This window comes from Bernardetia sp. Wsw4-3y2 (assembly GCF_037126295.1).
Lineage (GTDB): Bacteria > Bacteroidota > Bacteroidia > Cytophagales > Bernardetiaceae > Bernardetia.
Map to the genome: position 1 here is coordinate 2,602,986 of NZ_CP147017.1, position 20,946 is coordinate 2,623,931.

At 32.2% G+C, this 20,946-nt stretch carries 16 protein-coding genes; 11 read left to right on the forward strand and 5 right to left on the reverse strand.

Translation table 11 applies throughout. The features are described from left to right. Positions 1-102: 102 nt before the first annotated feature. From V9L05_RS10560 to V9L05_RS10590, 7 genes are all read left to right on the forward strand, one after another. Complete coding sequence (locus V9L05_RS10560; protein WP_338811861.1) at positions 103-594, forward strand: RNA polymerase sigma-70 factor; 492 nt, start codon at positions 103-105, stop codon at positions 592-594. Positions 595-784: 190 nt separating this feature from the next. Continuing rightward, on the forward strand, positions 785-1,381 hold the full coding sequence (locus tag V9L05_RS10565; protein WP_338811862.1) for a hypothetical protein: 597 nt from the start codon (positions 785-787) through the stop codon (positions 1,379-1,381). 55 nt (positions 1,382-1,436) lie between these two features. Beyond that, positions 1,437-2,681, forward strand: a complete 1,245-nt coding sequence (gene nusA, locus V9L05_RS10570) for a transcription termination factor NusA (RefSeq protein WP_338794188.1) — start codon at positions 1,437-1,439, stop codon at positions 2,679-2,681. Positions 2,682-3,171: 490 nt separating this feature from the next. Beyond that, positions 3,172-6,513, forward strand: coding sequence for a translation initiation factor IF-2 (gene infB / locus V9L05_RS10575; RefSeq protein WP_338811863.1), 3,342 nt, complete (start codon positions 3,172-3,174; stop codon positions 6,511-6,513). Positions 6,514-6,632: 119 nt separating this feature from the next. Beyond that, on the forward strand, positions 6,633-7,880 hold the full coding sequence (locus V9L05_RS10580; protein ID WP_338811864.1) for a glycosyltransferase family 9 protein: 1,248 nt from the start codon (positions 6,633-6,635) through the stop codon (positions 7,878-7,880). A gap of 200 nt (positions 7,881-8,080) precedes the next feature. Further along, positions 8,081-9,076: a type I glyceraldehyde-3-phosphate dehydrogenase gene (gap, locus tag V9L05_RS10585; protein ID WP_338811865.1), complete on the forward strand. Its 996-nt coding sequence runs from the start codon at positions 8,081-8,083 to the stop codon at positions 9,074-9,076. 81 nt (positions 9,077-9,157) lie between these two features. Next, positions 9,158-10,477: an anthranilate synthase component I family protein gene (locus V9L05_RS10590; RefSeq protein WP_338811866.1), complete on the forward strand. Its 1,320-nt coding sequence runs from the start codon at positions 9,158-9,160 to the stop codon at positions 10,475-10,477. Positions 10,478-10,491: 14 nt separating this feature from the next. Here the strand turns inward: V9L05_RS10590 and V9L05_RS10595 are convergent, their stop codons facing one another. Continuing rightward, the gene (locus V9L05_RS10595) at positions 10,492-11,892 is read right to left on the reverse strand and encodes a hypothetical protein (protein ID WP_338811867.1); all 1,401 of its coding nucleotides are present in this window, start codon (positions 11,890-11,892) and stop codon (positions 10,492-10,494) included. 137 nt (positions 11,893-12,029) lie between these two features. Between V9L05_RS10595 and V9L05_RS10600 the strand changes: the two genes are divergently transcribed. From V9L05_RS10600 to V9L05_RS10610, 3 genes are all read left to right on the forward strand, one after another. Then, complete coding sequence (locus V9L05_RS10600) at positions 12,030-13,061, forward strand: lysylphosphatidylglycerol synthase transmembrane domain-containing protein (RefSeq protein ID WP_338793269.1); 1,032 nt, start codon at positions 12,030-12,032, stop codon at positions 13,059-13,061. A gap of 104 nt (positions 13,062-13,165) precedes the next feature. Continuing rightward, on the forward strand, positions 13,166-13,621 hold the full coding sequence (locus V9L05_RS10605) for a hypothetical protein (protein WP_338793268.1): 456 nt from the start codon (positions 13,166-13,168) through the stop codon (positions 13,619-13,621). A gap of 82 nt (positions 13,622-13,703) precedes the next feature. After that, positions 13,704-14,813 carry a cytochrome c peroxidase gene (locus tag V9L05_RS10610; protein WP_338811868.1) on the forward strand — a complete coding sequence of 370 codons (1,110 nt, stop codon included), beginning with the start codon at positions 13,704-13,706 and terminating at the stop codon, positions 14,811-14,813. An 88-nt stretch (positions 14,814-14,901) separates the two neighbouring features. Here V9L05_RS10610 and V9L05_RS10615 read toward each other — a convergent pair whose 3' ends face one another. From V9L05_RS10615 to V9L05_RS10625, 3 genes are all read right to left on the reverse strand, one after another. Further along, on the reverse strand, positions 14,902-15,186 hold the full coding sequence (locus tag V9L05_RS10615) for a TIGR03643 family protein (RefSeq protein WP_338811869.1): 285 nt from the start codon (positions 15,184-15,186) through the stop codon (positions 14,902-14,904). Between the two features lie 105 nt (positions 15,187-15,291). Beyond that, positions 15,292-15,714 (reverse strand): hypothetical protein, encoded by a 423-nt coding sequence (locus V9L05_RS10620; protein ID WP_338811870.1) that lies wholly within the window; start codon positions 15,712-15,714, stop codon positions 15,292-15,294. Between the two features lie 81 nt (positions 15,715-15,795). Continuing rightward, a complete protein-coding gene (locus tag V9L05_RS10625) occupies positions 15,796-16,572 on the reverse strand; it encodes a hypothetical protein (RefSeq protein WP_338811871.1) in 777 nt (258 codons plus the stop codon). 141 nt (positions 16,573-16,713) lie between these two features. Here V9L05_RS10625 and V9L05_RS10630 point away from each other — a divergent pair, with 141 nt between their 5' ends. Next, positions 16,714-18,024, forward strand: coding sequence for a metal ABC transporter permease (locus V9L05_RS10630; protein ID WP_338811872.1), 1,311 nt, complete (start codon positions 16,714-16,716; stop codon positions 18,022-18,024). A gap of 167 nt (positions 18,025-18,191) precedes the next feature. Here the strand turns inward: V9L05_RS10630 and V9L05_RS10635 are convergent, their stop codons facing one another. Next, on the reverse strand, positions 18,192-20,915 hold the full coding sequence (locus V9L05_RS10635) for a 7TM diverse intracellular signaling domain-containing protein (protein ID WP_338811874.1): 2,724 nt from the start codon (positions 20,913-20,915) through the stop codon (positions 18,192-18,194). Positions 20,916-20,946: the final 31 nt, after the last annotated feature.

Sequence of the window (20,946 nt, forward strand, 5' to 3'; positions counted from 1 at the left end):
CAAAAGTCTATCAACCTTTACTCCTAACTTTATTAAATGTCTGAGACTAAAAACATTTTAATAGATGATATAGAACAACTTTTTAAGTTGCACTATACAACTATGTGTAGGATAGTTTATAGAATGGTAAAAGATGAAGCTATTGCAGAAGATATAGTCCAAGAGGTGTTTTTTAATTTTTGGAAAAAAAGAGAACAATTAACTATTACTACTTCTTTAGCTGCTTATCTCAAACGCTCAGCCACCAACGCAGGCATAGATTATCTTCGCAAAAAACGCCCTACCTCTGATAATGCACTTGATATTGATGAGCCAATGTATCAACATTTGGTAGTAGATTCTAATCAAAGCGATTCAACTATCAGAACAGAAGAGCTATCCAACCATATTGAAGCTGCCTTAGAATTACTTCCTCCACGCTGCAAAGAAGTCTTTATACTTAATCGTTTTGAAGAAATGTCTTATCAAGAAGTAGCTGATATATTAGGAATTTCTATCAAAACAGTAGAAAATCAAATTGGCAAAGCTCTCAAAATAATGCGAGTAGCATTGAAAGATTATTTACCTTTATTGACTGTGTGGCTACTGTATTAACTTTTAGAAATTTAATCAAAAAGACTCAATTTAGTAAAATCGAAAATTTGCAAAACAAAACCCTTTTTTGTAATTTTGTAACTAATTAGGAAACAATCACGAATGGAAGGCAGAAAAGCCTTCCATTTTCGTTTTATTATATTTTGTATAGCATTTTTTACTCCTGAATTCTGAAATCTAATTTTATTATATGTCCGATTCAAAAACAGCACAAATTAATTCTATTAAAGAAAAAATTAGTGATTTTATTCAAAAAGCAACTTCTCCACAAGCAAGTGAAGAAGGAAATAAGTTTTTTGATTATGCACTTTCAACACATATTTTTTTATTAGAAATTCAAATTTCAAAAACTAGAACTCCCAAAGTAATAATTATTATTGATGGAGATGATGGTGTCGGAATTGCTGATTGTGCAAACGTAAGCCGAAAGGTTGGAGCTTATTTTGAAGAAGATGATTTGTTTGGAAAAGATGAAAAAGGAGAAGACAATCCTTATAATTTAGAAGTTACTTCACCAGGAGTAGATTATGGATTACATACTTTCAGACAGTATCCTCAACATGTAGGACGTACTTTAGAATTCGAATTAAAAGATGGAACAAAAAAAGTAGGCAAGCTACAATCAATAGAACAAAACGAAGAAGGCAAACCAATCTTTCAAATTACTGAAGAATATGAAGTGGCTGAAGGAAAAAAAGGAAAAATCAAGACAAAATACAAACCTGCTACTCTAAACTTTGAAGAAGTGAAAGTGGCGCATGTTCAAATATCATTCAAGAAAAAATAGTGAAATTCATGTACTATATCCTTTTAGGGTGTACAAAAATATAAAAACAATGAGTATAGAAACTTCAACATTAATAGAATCCTTTGCTGATTTTGCAAGGTTAAAACGCATTGACCGTCCTACGATGATTCGTATTTTGGAAGATGTTTTTCGTACCCTTATTCGTAGAAAATATCGTTCTGATGAAAATTTTGACGTTATTGTTAATATTGAAAAAGGTGATTTGGAAATTTGGCAATACAGAAATATTATTGCTGATGATGAACCAGAATATGATGAACAAACAGAAATTCGTCTTACAGATGCTAAAGTAATCGAACCTGACTTTGAAGTTGGTGAAGACGTAGCACAGGAAATCAAAATTGATGATTTTGGACGAAGACTTGTTCAAACAGCTCGTCAAACGCTTATCCAAAAGGTAAGAGACTTGGAAAAAGATTTATTGTATCAAAAATACAAAGAATATGTAGGTGAGATTGTTACCTGTGAAGTCTATCAAGTTTTGAAACGTGAAGTAGTCTTACAAGATAGTGAAGGTAAAGAATTGAGTTTGCCAAAAGGAGAGCAGATACCAAAAGACCGTTTCCGTAAAGGAGATAGTGTTCGTGCTGTTGTTCATCGTGTGGAAATGCAAAATGGCAATCCCAAAATTATCCTTTCACGTACTGCACCTTTGTTTTTAGAAAAATTATTCGAATCTGAAATCCCAGAGATTGAAGAGGGAACAATCGCAGTAAGAAAAGTGGTAAGAGAAGCGGGTGAGCGTGCAAAAGTAGCTGTAGAATCATTTGATGATCGTATTGACCCAGTTGGTGCTTGCGTAGGAATGAAAGGTTCACGTATTCATTCAATTGTAAGAGAGCTTTGTAATGAAAATATCGATGTAATTAATTATACCGAAAACCTAGAATTACTTATTTCTCGTGCTTTGAGTCCTGCAAAGACAACTTCTATGAAAATAGACGAAGATAATTCTCGTGTTGCTGTCTTTTTAAAGCGTGACCAAATTTCACTAGCTATTGGAAAAGGAGGGCAAAATATTCGTTTGGCTGGAAAGTTAGTAGACTACGAAATTGATGTCTTTAGAGAAGAAGCTGTAGATGATTTTGAAGATGATGTAGATTTAACAGAATTCAAAGATGCTATCGATGATTGGATTATCGATGAGTTTCATAAAGTAGGTTTTGATACAGCAAGAAGTGTATTGGAATACAATAGAGAAGACCTAATTCGTCGTGTAGATTTAGAAGAAGAAACAATCGATTTTGTTTTAGAAGTTCTTAAAAAAGAATTCGAATAATCTAGTTACAAAAATAAGTAAACCCTAAGAGTGAAGTGAAAATTGCTTTTAGGGTTTACTATTTAAAGATATTTTTGTGAAAATCGTACACAAAAAATAAATATTTACTTTTTTTTACGATTTTACATTATTTTTTCTAAAAATTATCGTATTTTTGTAAGATAAAGTATTTCTTAGTTCAAAATACCCTAATTAGTTATCTAAATCTAGGCATTTTTTTGAATCTAATGTAAATAAACAAAATTCAACAATTCATATAACTGTATCAAATCAGTTTATTCATCAAAACCCAATATCGTTTCAATAAAAACTTAAATTAGTTTAAGAACAGACCCTCCTAAAATCACTAAAATACATATCTATTAGGAGTCAAAAGTAGGCAACTCATCATTTTTAGAATTTTATTGACCTTTTATTATACAAATTTTTAGAGTATATAAGTAAAGATAATTTTTAGAAGATAGGCTAAAAGTCGCCCCAAAAAAAATTTATGGCAGAAAATAAAAAACAAATGAGACTTAGTCAGGTCGCCCGAAAACTAAACATCGGACGCAATACCATAGTCGAACATCTACGAAAAAAAGGACACGATTTGAAAGGCAATCCCAATGAGCCTATCAATCAGGAAATGTATGCAATTTTGGAAAAAGATTTTGAGGGGTCACTCAAGAACAGAAGAGAAGCGTCGAATATCAAAATAGGAACAACTTCTGCAACAGGCAAAACTATCGATAAAGATACAAAAGCCAAAGCTCAGACAGAAAAAGAAAAAGAGCAAGATAATGACAATACAGAGCCAGAAAAAGAATTGTTTATAAAAGGAAATGTAAAGCCGACTGTTCAAGCTGATTCTCAAGACCAGAAAAAAGAAGAGAAAAAGAAAGCAGAATCTGAAGTATTTACTACTACTTCACATCAAATGAAAGTGGTAGGAAAAATAGATTTAGATAAGTTTAATAAAAAGAAAACAGGTTCTAATCAAAACAAATCTGCGAGTACAAACAAAACAGTTGTAAAACAGGACACAAATAAAGTTACTCCGAAAGAAGAAAAACAAGAACCAAAAACAAAATCTATTGATAATAAGACTACTCATAAAGCAGTTTCATCGTCTGAAAAAGGAAATACTGATAATAAGAAACAAATAGAAAAAATAAATCCTAAAAGCGAAGTTAATAGAGATATTAAGCAAGATGATAAGAAAAATGAAAAGGTAACTAACAAGCCTTCTCAAAATTCTAAAACACCATCTAATGATTCAGCTTCTAAGAACGATAATAATAAGAAAACAGAAGTAACAAAGAACATTAGTACAAAACCAGATAGTAAGAAAGAAGATAAAAATAGTAGTGAAAAAACTACTTTACAGCCTTCTTCTACTAAAAAAGATAACAGAAACTCAGACAGCAAAAAAATAGATAATAAAACAAATAAGCCTGAAACTGCTCTGAATAAAGCAAAAGAAGATTCAAAAAAATCAAGTCAAGATAATAAAGCATCTAAAACAACTCCAACAAAAGAAGCTGTTAAAGCTAAAACTGACGGAGAAGATGATTTTGTTTCTTCACAAGGAGATAAACTACCAGGACTTAAAGTTGTTGGTAAAATTGATTTATCGTCTTTCTCTAAAAAGAAAAAAACACCTTCATCAGATGATAAGTCAGATGATGGAACTCGTCGCCGTCGCCGTCGCCGTCGCCGTCGTAGAGGTGAAGGAGAAGGTTCTTCAGATAGCAAACCTCAAGACTTGACTAAACTGAACACAAGTGATAAAGGTACAGCAACTACTGCTGAGAAGCCAAAAACAGAGTCAGAAGCAAGTAAAAAACGTAAGAAAAGACGTAAAGAACCAACTGCAAAAGAGGTTCAAGAACAAATCAAAGCTACACTTGCACGTATGAACACAGGTGCTGGTAAAGGTGGACGTCGTAGAGGTGGAAATAGAAGAGATAAACGTGAGGCTCGTGAAAGCGAACAAAACGAAGTAAAAGTAGAAAACAAGTTATTGAAAGTAACTGAGTTTATTCCTGCAAGTGATTTTGCAAATTTACTGGATGTTTCTATCAATGAACTTATCTCTAAAGGAATGGGCTTAGGCGTAATGATTTCAATCAATTTACGTCTTGATGCTGAAATTATTACACTTCTTGCAGACGAATTTGGGTATGATGTAGAGTTTACATCTGCCGAAGAAGAAACAGAAGTAGTACTAGAAGCAGAAGACAAAGCAGAAGATTTAGAAGAACGTGCACCTATTGTTACCATTATGGGACACGTAGATCACGGTAAAACTACCCTTCTTGATTATATCCGAAAAGCAAAAGTAGCAGACGGTGAAGCTGGTGGTATTACACAGCACATTGGAGCTTATAAAGTAATTTTAGATGAAGGTAAAGAACTTACTTTCCTAGATACTCCAGGTCACGAAGCCTTTACAGCAATGCGTGCAAGGGGTGCAAAAGTTACTGATGTTGTTATTATTGTAGTAGCAGCAGATGATGGGGTTATGCCTCAAACTCGTGAAGCAATTAATCATGCTAAACTTGCCGAAGTACCTATCATTATTGCTATTAATAAAATAGATAAAGTAGGAGCTAACCCAGACCGAGTAAAACAAGAATTAGCAGATATGAATGTTCTTGTAGAAGAATGGGGTGGTAAATATCAATCACATCATATCTCAGCTAAAAAAGGGGAAGGTATAGATGAATTATTAGAAGGCGTTCTATTAGAAGCCGAAATATTAGAGCTTAAAGCAAACCCAAATAGAAATGCAGCAGGAACTGTTGTAGATGCTTCTTTGGATAAAGGACGTGGATATGTAGCTACTACAATCGTACAAAACGGTACTTTAAAAATAGGAGATGTAATTTTAGCAGGTTCGCATTTTGGTAAAGTACGTGCCATGATTGACCACTTAGGTAATCGTTTGGAAACTGCTCCACCATCAACACCTGTTCAGATTTTAGGTCTTGATGGTGCGCCACAAGCTGGAGATAGATTTAATGTAATGAAATCAGAACGTGAAGCGAAAGATATTGCTACTCGTAGAGAGCAAATTTTACGTGAACAGTCTATTCGTGCTACTCGTCGTCTTACGCTTAGCGATATTAATAGAAGACTTGCTATCGGAAACTTCCAACAGCTCAACCTTATTATTAAGGGTGACGTTGATGGTTCAGTGGAAGCATTGGCAGATTCACTACAAAAACTGTCTACTGATGAGGTAAATGTAAATGTAGTAATGAAGGGTGTAGGTCAGATTTCAGAGTCAGACATCAACCTTGCAACTATTTCAGATGCAATTATTATTGGTTTCCAAGTTCGTCCATCAAGAAATGCACGTGCATTGGCAGACAGAGAACAAGTAGAAGTACGTCTGTATTCAGTTATCTATAAAGCAATTGATGAAGTTAAGTCGGCTATTGTTGGTCTTCTTGCTCCGAAAATTGAAGAAGATATCGTCGGTACAGTTGAAATTCGTGAAACATTCAAAGTTTCTAAAGTGGGTGTTATTGCTGGTTGTATGGTTACAACTGGTCGTATTAAGCGTAACAACAAAATCCGAATTATTCGTGATGGTATTGTTATCCACGAAGGAGAAATTGAGGCATTGAAACGTTATAAAGATGATGTACAAGAAGTCAAGTCTGGATTTGAATGTGGTATTTCTATTAAGAACTACAACGAAATTCAAGTTGGAGATGAGATAGAATCGTACGAAGAGAGAGAAGTAAAACGTACTTTTGAAGAACTCAAAAATGCAACTCCTACTCCGAAAGAAGAGGCAACCAAAGAAGCTAAAGAAAATAAAGAGAAACAAGCTAACTAAGACTACTTCTCAATTTATATAAAAACAAAAAAGCATTTCTATTTTTTAGGAGTGCTTTTTTGTTTATTCTTATCTACTGGTTCAGTGTCGACGATTGAAGCAGTAAATAAAAAAAATCTATGAAAGAAAAAACAATCTTCCAAAACCTAAAAGAACGCATCAAAATTGCTTTTGAGGTTCGTCTGTGCCATTTTATTGATAAATTAGTCTGTATTTCTACAAAATATAAAGTAGAAAAAAATACACTTCTCATCATTCGTTTGGATGCAATTGGAGATTATATTCTATTCAGAAATTTTTTAGAAGAACTAGCAAATGATACAATCTATAAAAATTATAAGCATGTTTTGTGTGGAAATATAATGTGGAAATCTCTTTTTGAAGAATGGGACAAAGAAACTGTCGATGAGGTAATTTGGATTGACCGTAAAAAATTCTATCAAAATCCTTTGTATCGTTATCAAAAACAAAAAGAAATTAGAAAACAAGGTTTTCAAATAGCTATCGAATCAACTTATTCAAGATTATTGCTTTTTGGAGATGCCATTGCACATGTTTCAGGAGCAGAAAAACGAATCGGAAACGAAGGAAATACAGATAATTTGATAGAAAAAGAGAAAAAATTAGCTGATAGTTTTTATACTGAATTATTAGAAACTCCAAACAAACCAGTTTTTGAATTTGATAGAAATAAAATTTTCTTTGAACAGTTTTTGAATAGAAAAATTGATTTGAAATATCCTTCTTTATTAAATAAAGTAAATACAAAAGAAAAGAAAAGAAATCAAATTGCTCTTTTTATTGGTGCAAGTGAAGTGTATAAAAAGTGGCATTTTGAAAACTTTGCAAAACTTATTTTAGAATTAAATGCTATCAATAATGAATTAAATTTTATTTTGATTGGAGGAAAAAACGAACAAATCTTGGCTCAAAACATCATTGATTTTATTAAAAATAAAAATAATTCTGAAAATCAAAGCGAAACTCAAAATATAACTTCGCTGTTGTCGGTGTCCCCACCGACGAATATAATTAATCTCACAGGAAAAACAAACCTAATAGAACTCACTCAAAAAATAGCTGAAAGTAATCTATTAATTACTAATGAAACAGTTGCTTCTCACCTTGGCGCAGCTACTCAGACAAAGACTATTTGTATTGCCAATGGAAGACATATTGGTCGTTTTAGTCCATATCCTAGTTTAGAAAATACAGAATACAATTTGCCTATTTCCTATATTTTTCCTCCCAAAATTGAAGAAGAATTAAATCAAAATGATATAGAAAAAGTCTATGAAAAGTATTGTAATTCTATGGGAATAGATATTAATAATGTTTCTGTTGCGAGAGTTTTGGAGGAAGTATAACAAATTCTAAAAACGTAGATACAAACGCTAATTATGATAAAAAATTATAAATCTCAATTTTTAAACATACAGAGTGATAAATAACGCTTTGATAAAATAAATTCTAATAAAAATTCCGTACTTTTGCACCAATTTAAAGACGTAGCTTTTCTTAAAAAGCACGTTTTCGTTTTACTCACTTCATAAATACTCAACTCAGAATGGCAGATAAAAAAATTCGTGTAGCAATCAACGGTTTTGGACGCATCGGACGTGTTACGTTTCGTGCCTTAATGAAAAAATCGTCTATCGAAGTAGTAGCAATCAACGACCTTACAGATACAAAAACACTTGCCCACCTTCTCAAATATGACTCGGTACACGGCAAATTTGACGGAACTATCTCTTCTACTCCAGATTCATTGACTATCAATGGAAAAACAATCAAAGTAACAGCAGAAAGAGAGCCTGCAAAACTTCCTTGGAAAGAAAATAAGATTGATGTTGTATTAGAATCAACAGGATTTTTTACTAACAAAAAAGCAGAAGACCATATCAAAGCAGGAGCTAGAAAAGTAGTTATTTCTGCACCAGCTTCAGACGGCATCAAAACAGTAGTTTTGGGTGTAAATGATGAGATTTTGGAAGATAGCGATACGCTTATTTCAAATGCTTCTTGTACTACAAACTGTCTTGCGCCAATGGTAAAAGTCTTGAACGACAAATTTGGCGTAGAAAAAGGCTTTATCACAACGGTTCACGCTTATACTTCTGACCAAAATATCCACGATGCTCCACATAAAGACCTTCGTAGAGCTAGAGCAGCAGCATATTCTATCGTTCCTACAACGACAGGTGCAGCTAAAGCAGTAGGTTTGGTTTTACCTGAGCTTTCAGGAAAATTAGATGGTTGTGCGATGCGTGTTCCAATTCCAGATGGTTCTTTGACTGACCTTACTGTAATTTTGAAAAAAGAAGTTACTAAAGAAGAAATTAATGAAGCTTTGAAAGCAGCTTCTGAAAATGAATTAAAAGGAATTTTGGAATATACAGATGAGCCTATCGTTTCTATTGATATTGTAGGAAATCCTCACTCTTGTATTTTTGATTCAGCTCTTACTTATGCCAATGGAACTATGGTAAAAGTAGTAGGTTGGTATGACAACGAATCAGGTTATTCAAACCGTTCGGCTGATTTGATCGAAAAAATAGGTTAATAAAATACTTTTATGCCCTAATTAAACCCTAAGGGTCTTCAAGACCCTTAGGGTTTTTATGTAAATAATAGTTTGTACAAAATGCCAACTTTCCTAAAAAAATCCCTACAATGGGCGCAGGCTTTCAAAACCTTTATTTATCTCAATCCGAATGAGATACCTTATTCTCATGAGCCTTTTTTGCATGTTTTGGCAGTAGGAGAAAAAAGACAAATTTCTAGTGAAAATAGTAATAAAACAGAAGGAAAAACAAGTTTTGATAAACTCTATAATTTTTGGAATAGTCAGAGTCAAATAAAGAATCCGTATATTTTTGGCTATTTTAATTATGATTTAAAAAATGAATTGGAAAATCTTTCAAGTAATAATCTTGATAATTTAGGCTTTCCAGAATTTTATTTTTTCGAACCTAAATATCTTTTATTTTTTGATACAAAAGGAAATTTACTAATTGATAAAACAAAACAAGAAAATAATTTTGAGAATGAAATTCTATCACAACTAATTATAGAAATAGAAGAAATAAAATTAGAATCAAAATTAATTTATAATTCAAAGTTGAAACCTAAAATAAACTGTCGTTTTACAGAAGAAGAATATTTACAAACTGTTGAAATAATCAAAAATCATATCATTGAAGGTGATGTATATGAACTCAATTTATGTATAGAATTTTTTATTAAAAAATTAGAATTAAATCCTTTAGAAGCCTACCAAGAATTATGTAAAATCTCAAAAATGCCTTTTTCTTCTTTTTTGAAAATTACCGTAAATGGAAATGAAAAATATGCACTCTGTGCTTCTCCAGAACGATTTTTAAAGAAAACAGGAACTAAACTTATTTCCCAACCCATAAAAGGAACAGTAAGAAGAGGGAAGACAGAAGCAGAAGATGAAGAAAATAAAAATTATCTAAGAACAAGTGAAAAAGAAAGAGCCGAAAATATGATGATTGTAGATTTGGTTAGAAATGATTTGGCAAGAAGTTCAGAAATAGGTTCTACACACGTAAGCGAAATGTTTGGGATTTATACTTTTCAGCAGGTTCATCAAATGATTTCTACAGTAGAAGCTACTTTACATAAAGACAAAAACTGGTCAGAAGCCATAAAAAATGCTTTTCCGATGGGAAGTATGACAGGTGCGCCAAAGATAAAAGCAACAGAGTTGATAGAAAAATACGAAAAAACAAAACGTGGTTTGTATTCGGGTTCAATAGGTTATATTTCTCCCGATGGCAATTTTGATTTTAATGTAGTAATCCGAACTCTTTTTTATGATGTACTTTCAAAATATGCTTCTTTTCAAGTAGGAGGTGCAATTACATTTGATTCCGACCCAAAAAGTGAATGGGAAGAATGTTTATTGAAAGCAAAGGCAATTCGGTCTTTATTTGAATAAGCAGAACTAGCTTATTACTTCCTAAATCTCACAAACAAAATAATGGCTAAAGAAAGAGAAATAAGAGCTGTTAGTCCTACTGTAATAGAGGTTTGAGAATCAATTTTACTTACAATAATTCGATTATTTTTCCCTTTAGGAATATCTTCTTCTTTTATGAAAGTCGCTAAATAAGCAGCCTTTTGTAATGAATCAACAACCAAGTAGTCAGGGATTTTATCATTGAGAATATAAAGAAGTTGTGAAGCTGTTGTATCTGTTTGGATAAAGAAAGTAGAATCAGTATAATTTTCTAATTCAGGTAAATAGTTAATTTCAAATTGTTCATCTAATTGCAAACCTTCTTCTATCCATTTTTTTTCTTGTTTGAAAATTGGATTTAAATAGCTGTCTCTTTCTTTTATTTTCTGAGCTAAAAAAACTAAAATATCTTCAGTATTGTATCGCTCTTCTTTTTTAAGATAGTTTTGATGATGTAGTAAAGCTGAACTAGCCAAAAAAGTATATGATTTTTCGGCTTTAGGAGAGTATTTAGAAATAAGTTGAGCTGCTCTCAGATAAGCAAAAGCTGCCACTTGTGCTGCTGCTTTTTGATTTTCTAATTGCTCTTTTTTATATGTTACTTGCCCTTCTTCTAAAGTTGGTAAGACTGTTTTTCCTAATAGTAAATCTCCAATAGCTTCTATCAAAATTATATTCTCAGAATGTGAAAAACGAAGAAGTTGTAACATCGCAAAAATAGCTTCATCAGTTTGTTTTCCTGTAAGTAGAATGCTTTTTTTATTTCTATCTTTTTTAGACCTAAATTTTTGAGCTAAGAAAGAATAAAAGTTAGGAATTTCATACATTTGTCGGCTGTCTGCCAAATCATCAACCGTAAAGTCGCCCTGTACGGGCAAAGTAATTTTGCGCCTTAGTTTTTTGGTAGCTCCTTTTCTTGCTGCACATTCAATTAGATAATCTATCCAATAAACTTGATATTTATCTCTCAAGGCAAGAGGACTATGTTTATTGAGTAACTTTTGAGCATAAAAGCGAGCTTTATAAAGTTCTCTATCAGCAATATAAAAAGTGGCTAAATTTGAATATGTGCTATATTCTCCTGCTTTTTTTCGTTCCTTTGCAATCATTAAGCGAATGGCATCATTTGTTCTGCCTGTCAAGTGATACGAAACAGCCATTGCATCATAGAGCATCAAAGAATCTGGATTTTTATTCCAAGCATCTTCATACATAGATATTCGCCAAAAATGGTAATTTTGTGAATGTTTTAAATGATTGCCCACCAAAACCTGCATAACAGTTTGGTAAGGAACTGCATTTAATTGACTTGTTTCATTATCCCAAAGAGAAGCTAATGCTAGATAGGGATATAGAAAAAAACAGCAAAACCAAAACTTAAAAAAAATATTCATTATATATTCATCATACACTAAATAGAAACAGTTCAAAAATACAACTTATTTCCGAACTGTTTTAAATAAAAACTCACTAAAACAGACTTCTTTCTATTCAGATTCTGTTTAGAAAAACCACAATTATTTTATTTTTTATGAATCCTACTTTAAAAAAAACACTACAATTCAGTATCTCACTACTTATCGGAATTGTATTTTTTTACTTTTTGTATCGCAATGTGGATACAGGCAAAATGCTTGAAGATTTATCAAAAGCAGATTATAGAATTATACTCTTATCGATGGCACTTGGTTGTTTGTCGCATTGGAGTAGAGGTGTGCGTTGGACGATTGCATTACGCCCTTTAGGTTACAAGGTGCAAAAAAGAAAAGCATTTGTTTCTGTTATGGTGGGTTATGTGATGAATATTGCATTTCCTCGTGCTGGAGAAGTAGCTCGGTGTGCATTTTTAAAACGAACAGATAATGTTCCAGTCGAAGCTTCTTTTGGCTCTGTGATTGGAGAGCGTGCTTTAGACTTTGTAATTTTGGTTTCAATTACAACATTTACTTTTTTCGTAGAATGGGATATTATAAAAGGATTTTTAGATAAATATGCTGATTTTGGTATATACGAACAAAAATTTTATGATAATATTTGGCTGCTTTGGGTTTTTATTTTGTCAGGTATTGTAGCACTAGGATTTATTTATTTATATAGAGAACAAATACGTAAAAATGCCTTTATAATTAAGATACAAGGATTCTTAGGAGGGCTTTGGCAGGGAATCTCCTCTATAACTAAGCTCAATAGAAAACAACAGGTTTTCTATATTTTACATACAATCATAATTTGGGTATGTTATCATCTTATGATTTATGTACTTTTCTTTTCCATTGAAGAAACATCAAACCTAACAGTTATGGCTGGATTTACAGCTATGGTTATGGCTGGTGTGGGAATGGTTATTCCTATACCAGGTGGAATTGGCTCTTTTCACTTTTTTGTCCAACAAACACTTGTAGCTTATGGAATTAATGAAACTACAGCTTTAGATTTTGCTTTTCTAGGACACACAGCACAAACTGTAATGGTTATTGTGGTGGGTGGAATTAGTGCTGCAATCGGATTATATTTGTGGGGACGCAAACCAGTTACTAATGATCAATCATCAATTGCTAATTAATTTTATAAACTCTTAGTACACTTTAAAGTGTCAGATAGTTCTTGCCCTTGTTGGTGTCCCCACCACCACCAATTTACACTATTTCTATTTCAAACTTCTAAATTATGAAAAAAATAGCTCTTTTATTATTTCTGTTATTTTCTTTCTCTTCTTGTGATAAATTTTATACACATCAATTCAAACTACAAAATAATAGTAGTGATACGTTGTGGATTAACTATATAGAAAAAAATAGCACATTCAAAAGCCAGTTTCCTGACACACTTCGTCGTTTTCGTTTACTTCCTACCAAATTACCAAGAAGTATTTATACGGTAACAGGAGAAAACTCAGCTACTGCACCAGATAATTATCAAAGTCAGATTGATGTTTTTGATAATTTAAAAATAGCTACAATAAGAAGTTTTTACTTAGATGAAGATTCAACAAGAACTAGATATTTTGATACTTCATTTGTACAAAAAGAGTTTCTAAATAGAAGTTTTTGGGATTATTTTATCGACAAAAATCAAGATGCAGGAGTTTATTTATTTGAAATTAATGATTCAGATTTGGAGTAAAATATTATATAAATTTAGCAGAATATTAAAAAACAAGAGCGAATAAAGAAACGTTTCAGTAAGAAACTAGCTATCAATTACAATGAAAAAAATATTTAATTTGCTCTTGATTTTCTCTTTTTTCTCTTGCTCAGAAAAAGAAAATCCAAAACCTGAAGAAAAGTTAACAGGAAACTATCCAACTTCTGAACTTCTTTATTTTGGAGATACAAATCTATCAACAGACAATATAACGACGTATGAAGGGGTAGAATTAGGCAGAAAACTATTCTATGATAAACGTTTGTCTTCTGATGGTACAGTTTCTTGTGGAACTTGTCATAAACAAGAATTAGCTTTTACAGATGGAAAAGCAAAAAGCATTGGTGTAAATAATGAACAAATGCCAGTTAGTGCCATGTCATTAGTAAATCTGACTTGGAATAGCCGTTTGACTTGGGATGGAAAATCTAAAACCTTAGAAGAACAAGCTATTTTACCTATGGAAAATCATAAAGAGATGAATCAGGATGCAGAAATTACGGCTCAAATTCTATCAGAGACAAATGAATATCCAGCTCTTTTTGAAAAAGCCTTTGGTACAAACGAGATTACACCACAGAAAATCACAAAAGCCTTAGCACAGTTTGAAAGAACATTAATTAGTAAAAATTCAAACTATGATAAATATTTGAGAGGAGAGTATCAACCAACAGAACAAGAACTTAGAGGTATTCAGTTGTTTTTTACACACCCAGATGCAGAACGAGGAATTCGGGGTGGAAATTGTGGCGATTGTCATTTGGGTTCACTTACTTCAGGAAGTACATTAGGCTTTGAAGGTTTGCACAACAACGGCTTAGATGATGATGCAAATTTGAAAGAGGGTTTATTTGCTGTTACACAAAATAGTTTTGATAAAGGAAAATTTAGAACACCATCTCTTCGAAATATTGCACTTACTGCTCCTTATATGCACGATGGTAGATTTCAAACATTAGAAGAAGTCATTGAACATTACGACAATGGAATCAAAAAAAGTCAAACACTTTCTTCTCTTATTACAGCAGCAAGTAATGAATTTATTAATGACCCAAATGGAGAAGTAAATTTATTTCTGACAGAACAAGAAAAGAAAGATATTATAGCTTTTTTGGAAATGCTGACTGATGAAGATTTTATTACAAATCCTAAATTTAGTGAGCCAAAATAATTTTGTTAGTGTCGCTGCGCTAAAATACCAAACAAAGGTAAAAACTATTCTGATTTATAAATTGAACAGGTTTTAACCCTGTTTTTATTTATCTTTTGCTAATTTTATTGAGTGAAATGGTTTTTTGAAGGCTACATTTGAAACGCTTCAAATCATTGGCTGCCTTCATTTTGTGTTTGGTGCTTCTTCCTTGCACTCTTTTTCTCCACATTCTAAAAGATGAAGGTTTCATTTCTCTACGCATGAGCGTAATTGTTTCTTTTTCTGTTAGATTGAACTGTGAAAGGATAGCATCAAAAGGAGTTCTGTCTTCCCACGCCATTTCGATTACTCGGTTTGTATCTCTTTCTGAAAGTTGTTTTAGCTTTTTCATAATTTAAATTTTATTTAAAATACTTTAGGCATTAAATATTTTGATACAAAAAAAGTTTGCATAAAATGTATACAAACTTTCAAAAAAATAAATTTTTAGACTTATTTACTTCATTTTCTCGTTAGCAGGTCGGTTTGAATAAAGAGCTGTAATTTCATTGCGTTGCTGACATAAAACAGCTTTCTTATTGATAGCAGCAATAGGAAATTTTATCATCTTATAATCATTAACCAAAATAGTCAGCCAATCATTTGGGTCATAATCTTTATCTTTGATTTTATCATTATAGTCTTCATGATTTTCATCAAAGAGTGCTTTGGGTTCTACGTTTAGCCAACCTAAAAGAGTTTCCCACATAGTTGGTGTAATATTTTTGAGTTCCATTTCACGTACAAACTCAGCAATTCCCATTGCTTCAGTACGCCTTTCTTCGTAGTTTTTTTGGTCTTTATCGTATATAAAAACCAATTCTTGAGGTTTGATTGAGATGCTTTCCATAGTTTCTTCGTGATTTTTGTCTTGTTCCATAATAGATTAAAAAGTATAGGTTAAAAACATTCTAACTTTATGTAACAGAAAAAGTTATTATACAAAATCAAAAGTACACATTTATTTTTCAGTCTGTATGCCTTTTTCAAGTTGTTCTAGTATTTCTGTGGGCTTCAAATACGTGTTTTTTTTGAATAATTTATACGAGTCAGAGGCATTTGATTGAAAGATTGCATAATATGACCAGTCATACATTTGCCATTTTAAACCTCTTGCAACAGTCATGCTGTCAATTTCTTTTTCATAAATGGCTTTTCTTCTTTTGCTTGTATATGCCCAAAGACGCTGCAAAACACCTCCAAAAGTACGATTTTGATAATCTACAAAATGACTAAATTCGTGTGCAAAAATACCAATACTGGCATTAAAAGGAACTTCATCAATCGTTATCATTCCTTCTTTTTGGCTGTTATTTATTCGAACTACATAACTTCTCTTAGATTTATTTTTCAAACATAGAGAACTGATGGTAGGGCGTGCATTAAGAGTAGTCTTGATAGCACATTCTTTGAAAGTAATAGGTGTTTCTATGAGTTCAGGATAATAAGATAGAGCGATTAGTATAGCAAGTTTATATTTTTCTGGAATTTCTTTATTTTTTCCATATAATATCTCCAAACTATCAATAACTCTAGGTTTCTGCAAATTATCAATGCAATGCAGATTAATTTGTGAAGTAGAATTATGGGTTTCTGAATCAACACCATAAGGAGGATTTTCTAATATAAAACTTTTATCACAAGCAGAAGTTTTAGTAGAAATTTGGGCAAAAGAGAATGAAAGTAAACAAGAAAATAAAAATTGAAATAAAAACAGAACAACTATTTTGAATAACATAGAAAATAAGTAGGAATTGAACAGGTATGAATATCTTATATACTAAAGTACAAAATTTGAGCTAGAAATGATACTTATAATTTGGGATAAGTTGTTTTTTTCAAAATAATGTTTGTTTCTCTAATCAAATATCTAACATTAATGTTAGATATTCCTAACTTTGTATCTATGGATAAAATAATTGATTTTTTGTTATTGACTGAACCCAATACTCGTTATGTTGTCTTGGGTTCGATTCTTTTGGGAGCAAGTTCGGCCATTGTGGGTTGTTTTACTTTTCTACAAAAACGAGCTTTAGTTGGAGATGCTGTGGCACATTCAGTTTTACCTGGAGTTTGTGGTGCTTTTCTGATGGCAGGAACAAAGAATCCACTTTTTTTGATTTTGGGAGCATTTGTTTCAGGTTGGCTTTCTATTGTTTGTATGAATTTGATTACACGTTATAGCAAACTCAAAGAAGATACAGCTGTAGCACTTATTTTATCTGTCTTTTTTGGTTTTGGTGTGATGTTGCTTACTTATATTCAACAATCTGGAAATGCATCACAGTCTGGTTTAGAAAGTTTTTTGTTTGGTAAAGCTGCTGCACTTGTAGGAACTGATGTATGGATTTTTGGAGGGTTGGCTGCACTTATGCTGCTTTTGGTAGCACTTTTTTATAAGGAGTTTATTATAGTTATTTTTCATAAAAGTTTTGCTCAAACAATTGGGCTTCCTATTGTCGCCATTGAGATTCTACTTACAACTCTTACCGTTTTGGCTGTTGTGGTGGGTATTCAGTCGGTGGGAGTGGTTCTGATGGCTGCTATGCTTGTTACACCTGCTGCTGCTGCTCGTTTTTGGACAGACAAACTTCATTATATGCTCTTTATTGCTGCTAGTTTTGGAGCTTTGGCAGCTATTGGAGGAGCTTTTGTTTCTTATATTCAAACACAAATGCCAACAGGTCCTTGGATTGTTTTGGTAGCTTCTGCTATTGCCATGGTTTCTTTTTTCTTTGCGCCAAATAAGGGAATTGTAGCACGACGACGACGACAATATTTATATAAAAAACAGATTTTGGAAGAGAATATTCTGAAAGCTATTTATCATGTTTCAGAAAAGGATACTACAAAATCAATTTCATCTTTAGAAGATATTGGACTTCAACGTCATTTTAAACCTGTACTTCTCAAAAATTCATTGCAAAAGCTAACACGAAAACAATTTATTGAAAAAACTCAAAATGGTTGGCAACTCACCGAAAAAGGAAATATAAAAGCAAAAAGGTTAGTCAAACTTCATCGCCTTTGGGAATTGTATTTGACTGAGTTTGTACGTCTTGCCCCTGACCATGTACACGAGGCAGCCGAAGCATTAGAGCATATTCTGACTCCAGAAATTGAAGCACAATTAGAAGCAAGATTGAAATATCCACAAAAAGACCCACACGATAGAGAAATTCCGTATTGACTGATGTTACGCAAGGATAAAAATTTGCATACATAGACGAAACCCACGATTTTAATCGTGGGAAAAAAGCAGGGACAGAATAGTTAGAAAACAGCATGTTTTTTTCCATAACTAAAGTTATGGGTTTCGTTTTAACTGCGTAATATCAGTTATTGATAAAAAGTAGTTTATAACTTCACACTCATTATCAAAATATCATCAGTTTGTTTTCTTGTTTTTTTCCATCTGATAAGTTCTTTACTAAAGGCTGAATACTGTTCAGCAGTAGAAAGAATGCTTATTTCTTCCAAAAATTGTCTAAAGAAACGAGTGTAGTACTTTCTTTCTATTGTGTTACTATCCATTTTACTATCTGCTCCAAATTGGTCTTGAAAGCCATCAGAAGCTAAAAATAAATTATCTCCTTTTTCGTATCTGAAAATATTTATTTTGTATTCTTTTTCTTTTTTCTTTGACACAAATGAGCCTCCAATAGCAAATGAACTACCTTTTATAGTTTCAATTTTTTGATTTCTGACAATGTATAAAGGCATTTTTGCTCCTGCATAATAAATTACTCGTTCTTCTTCGTCAATAGCACAGATACCGATATCCATTCCATCATTTCGACGGCTTTTAGGGGTGTGCATTTCTTCTAAATGGAATGTATGACGAACACGCTCATCTAGTTTTGTCAAAATCTCATCAGGTTGCCATGTTCCTCCTTCTGCAATAATTTGATTCAATAGATTTACTCCCATAATGGTCATCAATGCACCTGGAACTCCATGTCCTGTACAATCTGCAAGGGCAATCATTTTGAGTTTATTTGGCATATTTTGATGTAATTCATCATCAAAATCTTTCTTTAAAAGAGTTTCGAACCAATAAAAATCTCCACTTACAATATCTCTAGGACGATAAAAAACACTTGCCTGATCAAAATTTTCTGTCAGAATTCTAGGTCTTGGCAAAAGTCCTTCCTGTATGCGTTGTGCGTAACGAATACTTTGCATCGTCTTTGTATTTGCATTCCTAATTTTAGAATAAGAAGAAGCATTATCTAACGCAATGGCTGTATAAGAAGCAAGCGTTTTCATAATCTCAAGGTGCTGACTTGTATAAGCATTTTTTTCAAAACTCTGTACTGAAACAACCCCCAAAACACGTTCTCCTAACAATAAAGGAATGGCAATAACAGATTTTGGAGCTTCTCCTACTACAATTTCTACATTAGGTAAATATTTTTTTATCTCATTTTCTGCATCATTGATAAATAAATTTTCCTTTTTTCTGACAACATAAGCTGACAGATTGTTCGGATTATTTGCATCAATTTTTTCTTCAGGAAGCAAAACTTCATTTTCTATGTTGTATACATAAACAATTTGTTCTTTATCAGGATAATACAAATCTACTCCAAAGAAAGCAGAGTCCATAAGTTCATGTACATAGCGATAAAGAACTGCAAAAATAGCTTCGTAGTCCAATGAAGCAGTAATTTCTTGTCCAATAGAAGATAGAATAGAAACCGTTCTATACGAGTTTTCTAAAGCCTCAGCTTTTTCATTGAGTTCAGAGGTACGTTCTTCTACTTTTGATTCTAACTGTTCATTGGCTTGCATTTGTGTTTCCATCATGGAACGTTGTGCCTCATTTTTCTCATTTCTAATTTCTCTTATTCTTACTCCTATGGCAAAAGAAAGCAAAATTACTTGAAGAGCTGCACCTACTTGTACACTGTATTCTGTAAAAGAATTTAGAGGAAGCAAAGAGCTTGTCTTTAAAGCAAAAATAACATAACCCAAAATATAAACAGAAAAACCACTTATAAAAAACCAAGCTGAAGTATTTCCTCTCAAAATAGCACTTGTTCCTGTTATCAGAAGTACCATAGCTGTTGCAGCAGCCGAAAGATTGGATAGATACATCGCATATTCATAAGGTAAGAAAATCGTCAGAATAAAAAAAGCAAGTTGTACAAATCCAAAAATGCGAAGTGCTTTATCAAATTTTTCTAAGAAAGTACGAGTATTCAAAAATCTTCTACAAAATAAAACGAGCCAAAAATCTAAAAATGTGAGACACATAGGTAAGGCTTTTTGCTGCAAAAGGGGAAAATTTCCCCATAAATATTCATAGGCATGACCATTTAGATTTGCGATAACCAAGAGAGAACAAGCCATGGCAATTACATAATATAAATAGCTATTTCCTTTACCTAAATTGAAATATAAAAAGAGATTATTAATAAGAATAAAAATAATTATTCCATAAATAATTCCAAAGATGAATTGAAATTGATGATTGTATTGTTCAAAAGTCAATGGTTTCCAAACACGTATAGGAAATTGCATTAAACTTGCCGTAGAAGCAATTCTGAAATAAAAAACTTGCTTTTCAGTGGGTTTGAGTTGAAAAGGAAATAAAAAATAGCGATTTTCAACAGGACGTTGCCAAAACTCAAAAGCATCTCCTGTAATTATACTGTCATACGTTCCTTCTTCTTTATAAAAAAAGGTAATTGAATCTAAAAGAGGCGCAGCTATTTCTACTAAAAATTCATTTTGTTCCTCGTTTTGATTTTCTAATTCTACACGTATCCAAAAAGCAGACTCACTAAAACCAAAGTTAGGATTGTATCCCTGAGAAGGTTTGAAATTAGACAAAAAATGCTCTTCTGAAATTTGAGCAAATGTTTTACTATGGTTTGTGTCTTCAAAAATGCCAATGCTATTTCCTTCTAACCTCAAATCATTTTGTCCTTGTTGAATAATAGCTGTTTTAAAATCTGAATTTGAGGTATTTTGTTGGGCATAAACAGAAAAGCCTCCAAAAATACTAATTGAAATTAGATTGATGAAGAAAAATAAAGGTAAAGCTATTTTTTTTTTCTGCGTAGTAATAAGCAACTTAGTTAATAATTACAGATAAAAGAGTATT

What these genes read in the sequence shown, in the direction of transcription:
- V9L05_RS10560 (WP_338811861.1), top strand. Translation starts at nt 103, where the DNA reads ATGTGTAGGATAGTTTATAGAATGGTAAAAGATGAAGCTATTGCAGAA.
- V9L05_RS10565 (WP_338811862.1), top strand. Translation starts at nt 785, where the DNA reads ATGTCCGATTCAAAAACAGCACAAATTAATTCTATTAAAGAAAAAATT.
- infB (WP_338811863.1), top strand. Translation starts at nt 3,172, where the DNA reads ATGGCAGAAAATAAAAAACAAATGAGACTTAGTCAGGTCGCCCGAAAA.
- V9L05_RS10580 (WP_338811864.1), top strand. Translation starts at nt 6,633, where the DNA reads ATGAAAGAAAAAACAATCTTCCAAAACCTAAAAGAACGCATCAAAATT.
- gap (WP_338811865.1), top strand. Translation starts at nt 8,081, where the DNA reads ATGGCAGATAAAAAAATTCGTGTAGCAATCAACGGTTTTGGACGCATC.
- V9L05_RS10590 (WP_338811866.1), top strand. Translation starts at nt 9,158, where the DNA reads ATGCCAACTTTCCTAAAAAAATCCCTACAATGGGCGCAGGCTTTCAAA.
- V9L05_RS10595 (WP_338811867.1), bottom strand. Translation starts at nt 11,892, where the DNA reads ATGAATATTTTTTTTAAGTTTTGGTTTTGCTGTTTTTTTCTATATCCC.
- V9L05_RS10600 (WP_338793269.1), top strand. Translation starts at nt 12,030, where the DNA reads ATGAATCCTACTTTAAAAAAAACACTACAATTCAGTATCTCACTACTT.
- V9L05_RS10605 (WP_338793268.1), top strand. Translation starts at nt 13,166, where the DNA reads ATGAAAAAAATAGCTCTTTTATTATTTCTGTTATTTTCTTTCTCTTCT.
- V9L05_RS10610 (WP_338811868.1), top strand. Translation starts at nt 13,704, where the DNA reads ATGAAAAAAATATTTAATTTGCTCTTGATTTTCTCTTTTTTCTCTTGC.
- V9L05_RS10615 (WP_338811869.1), bottom strand. Translation starts at nt 15,186, where the DNA reads ATGAAAAAGCTAAAACAACTTTCAGAAAGAGATACAAACCGAGTAATC.
- V9L05_RS10620 (WP_338811870.1), bottom strand. Translation starts at nt 15,714, where the DNA reads ATGGAACAAGACAAAAATCACGAAGAAACTATGGAAAGCATCTCAATC.
- V9L05_RS10625 (WP_338811871.1), bottom strand. Translation starts at nt 16,572, where the DNA reads ATGTTATTCAAAATAGTTGTTCTGTTTTTATTTCAATTTTTATTTTCT.
- V9L05_RS10630 (WP_338811872.1), top strand. Translation starts at nt 16,714, where the DNA reads ATGTTAGATATTCCTAACTTTGTATCTATGGATAAAATAATTGATTTT.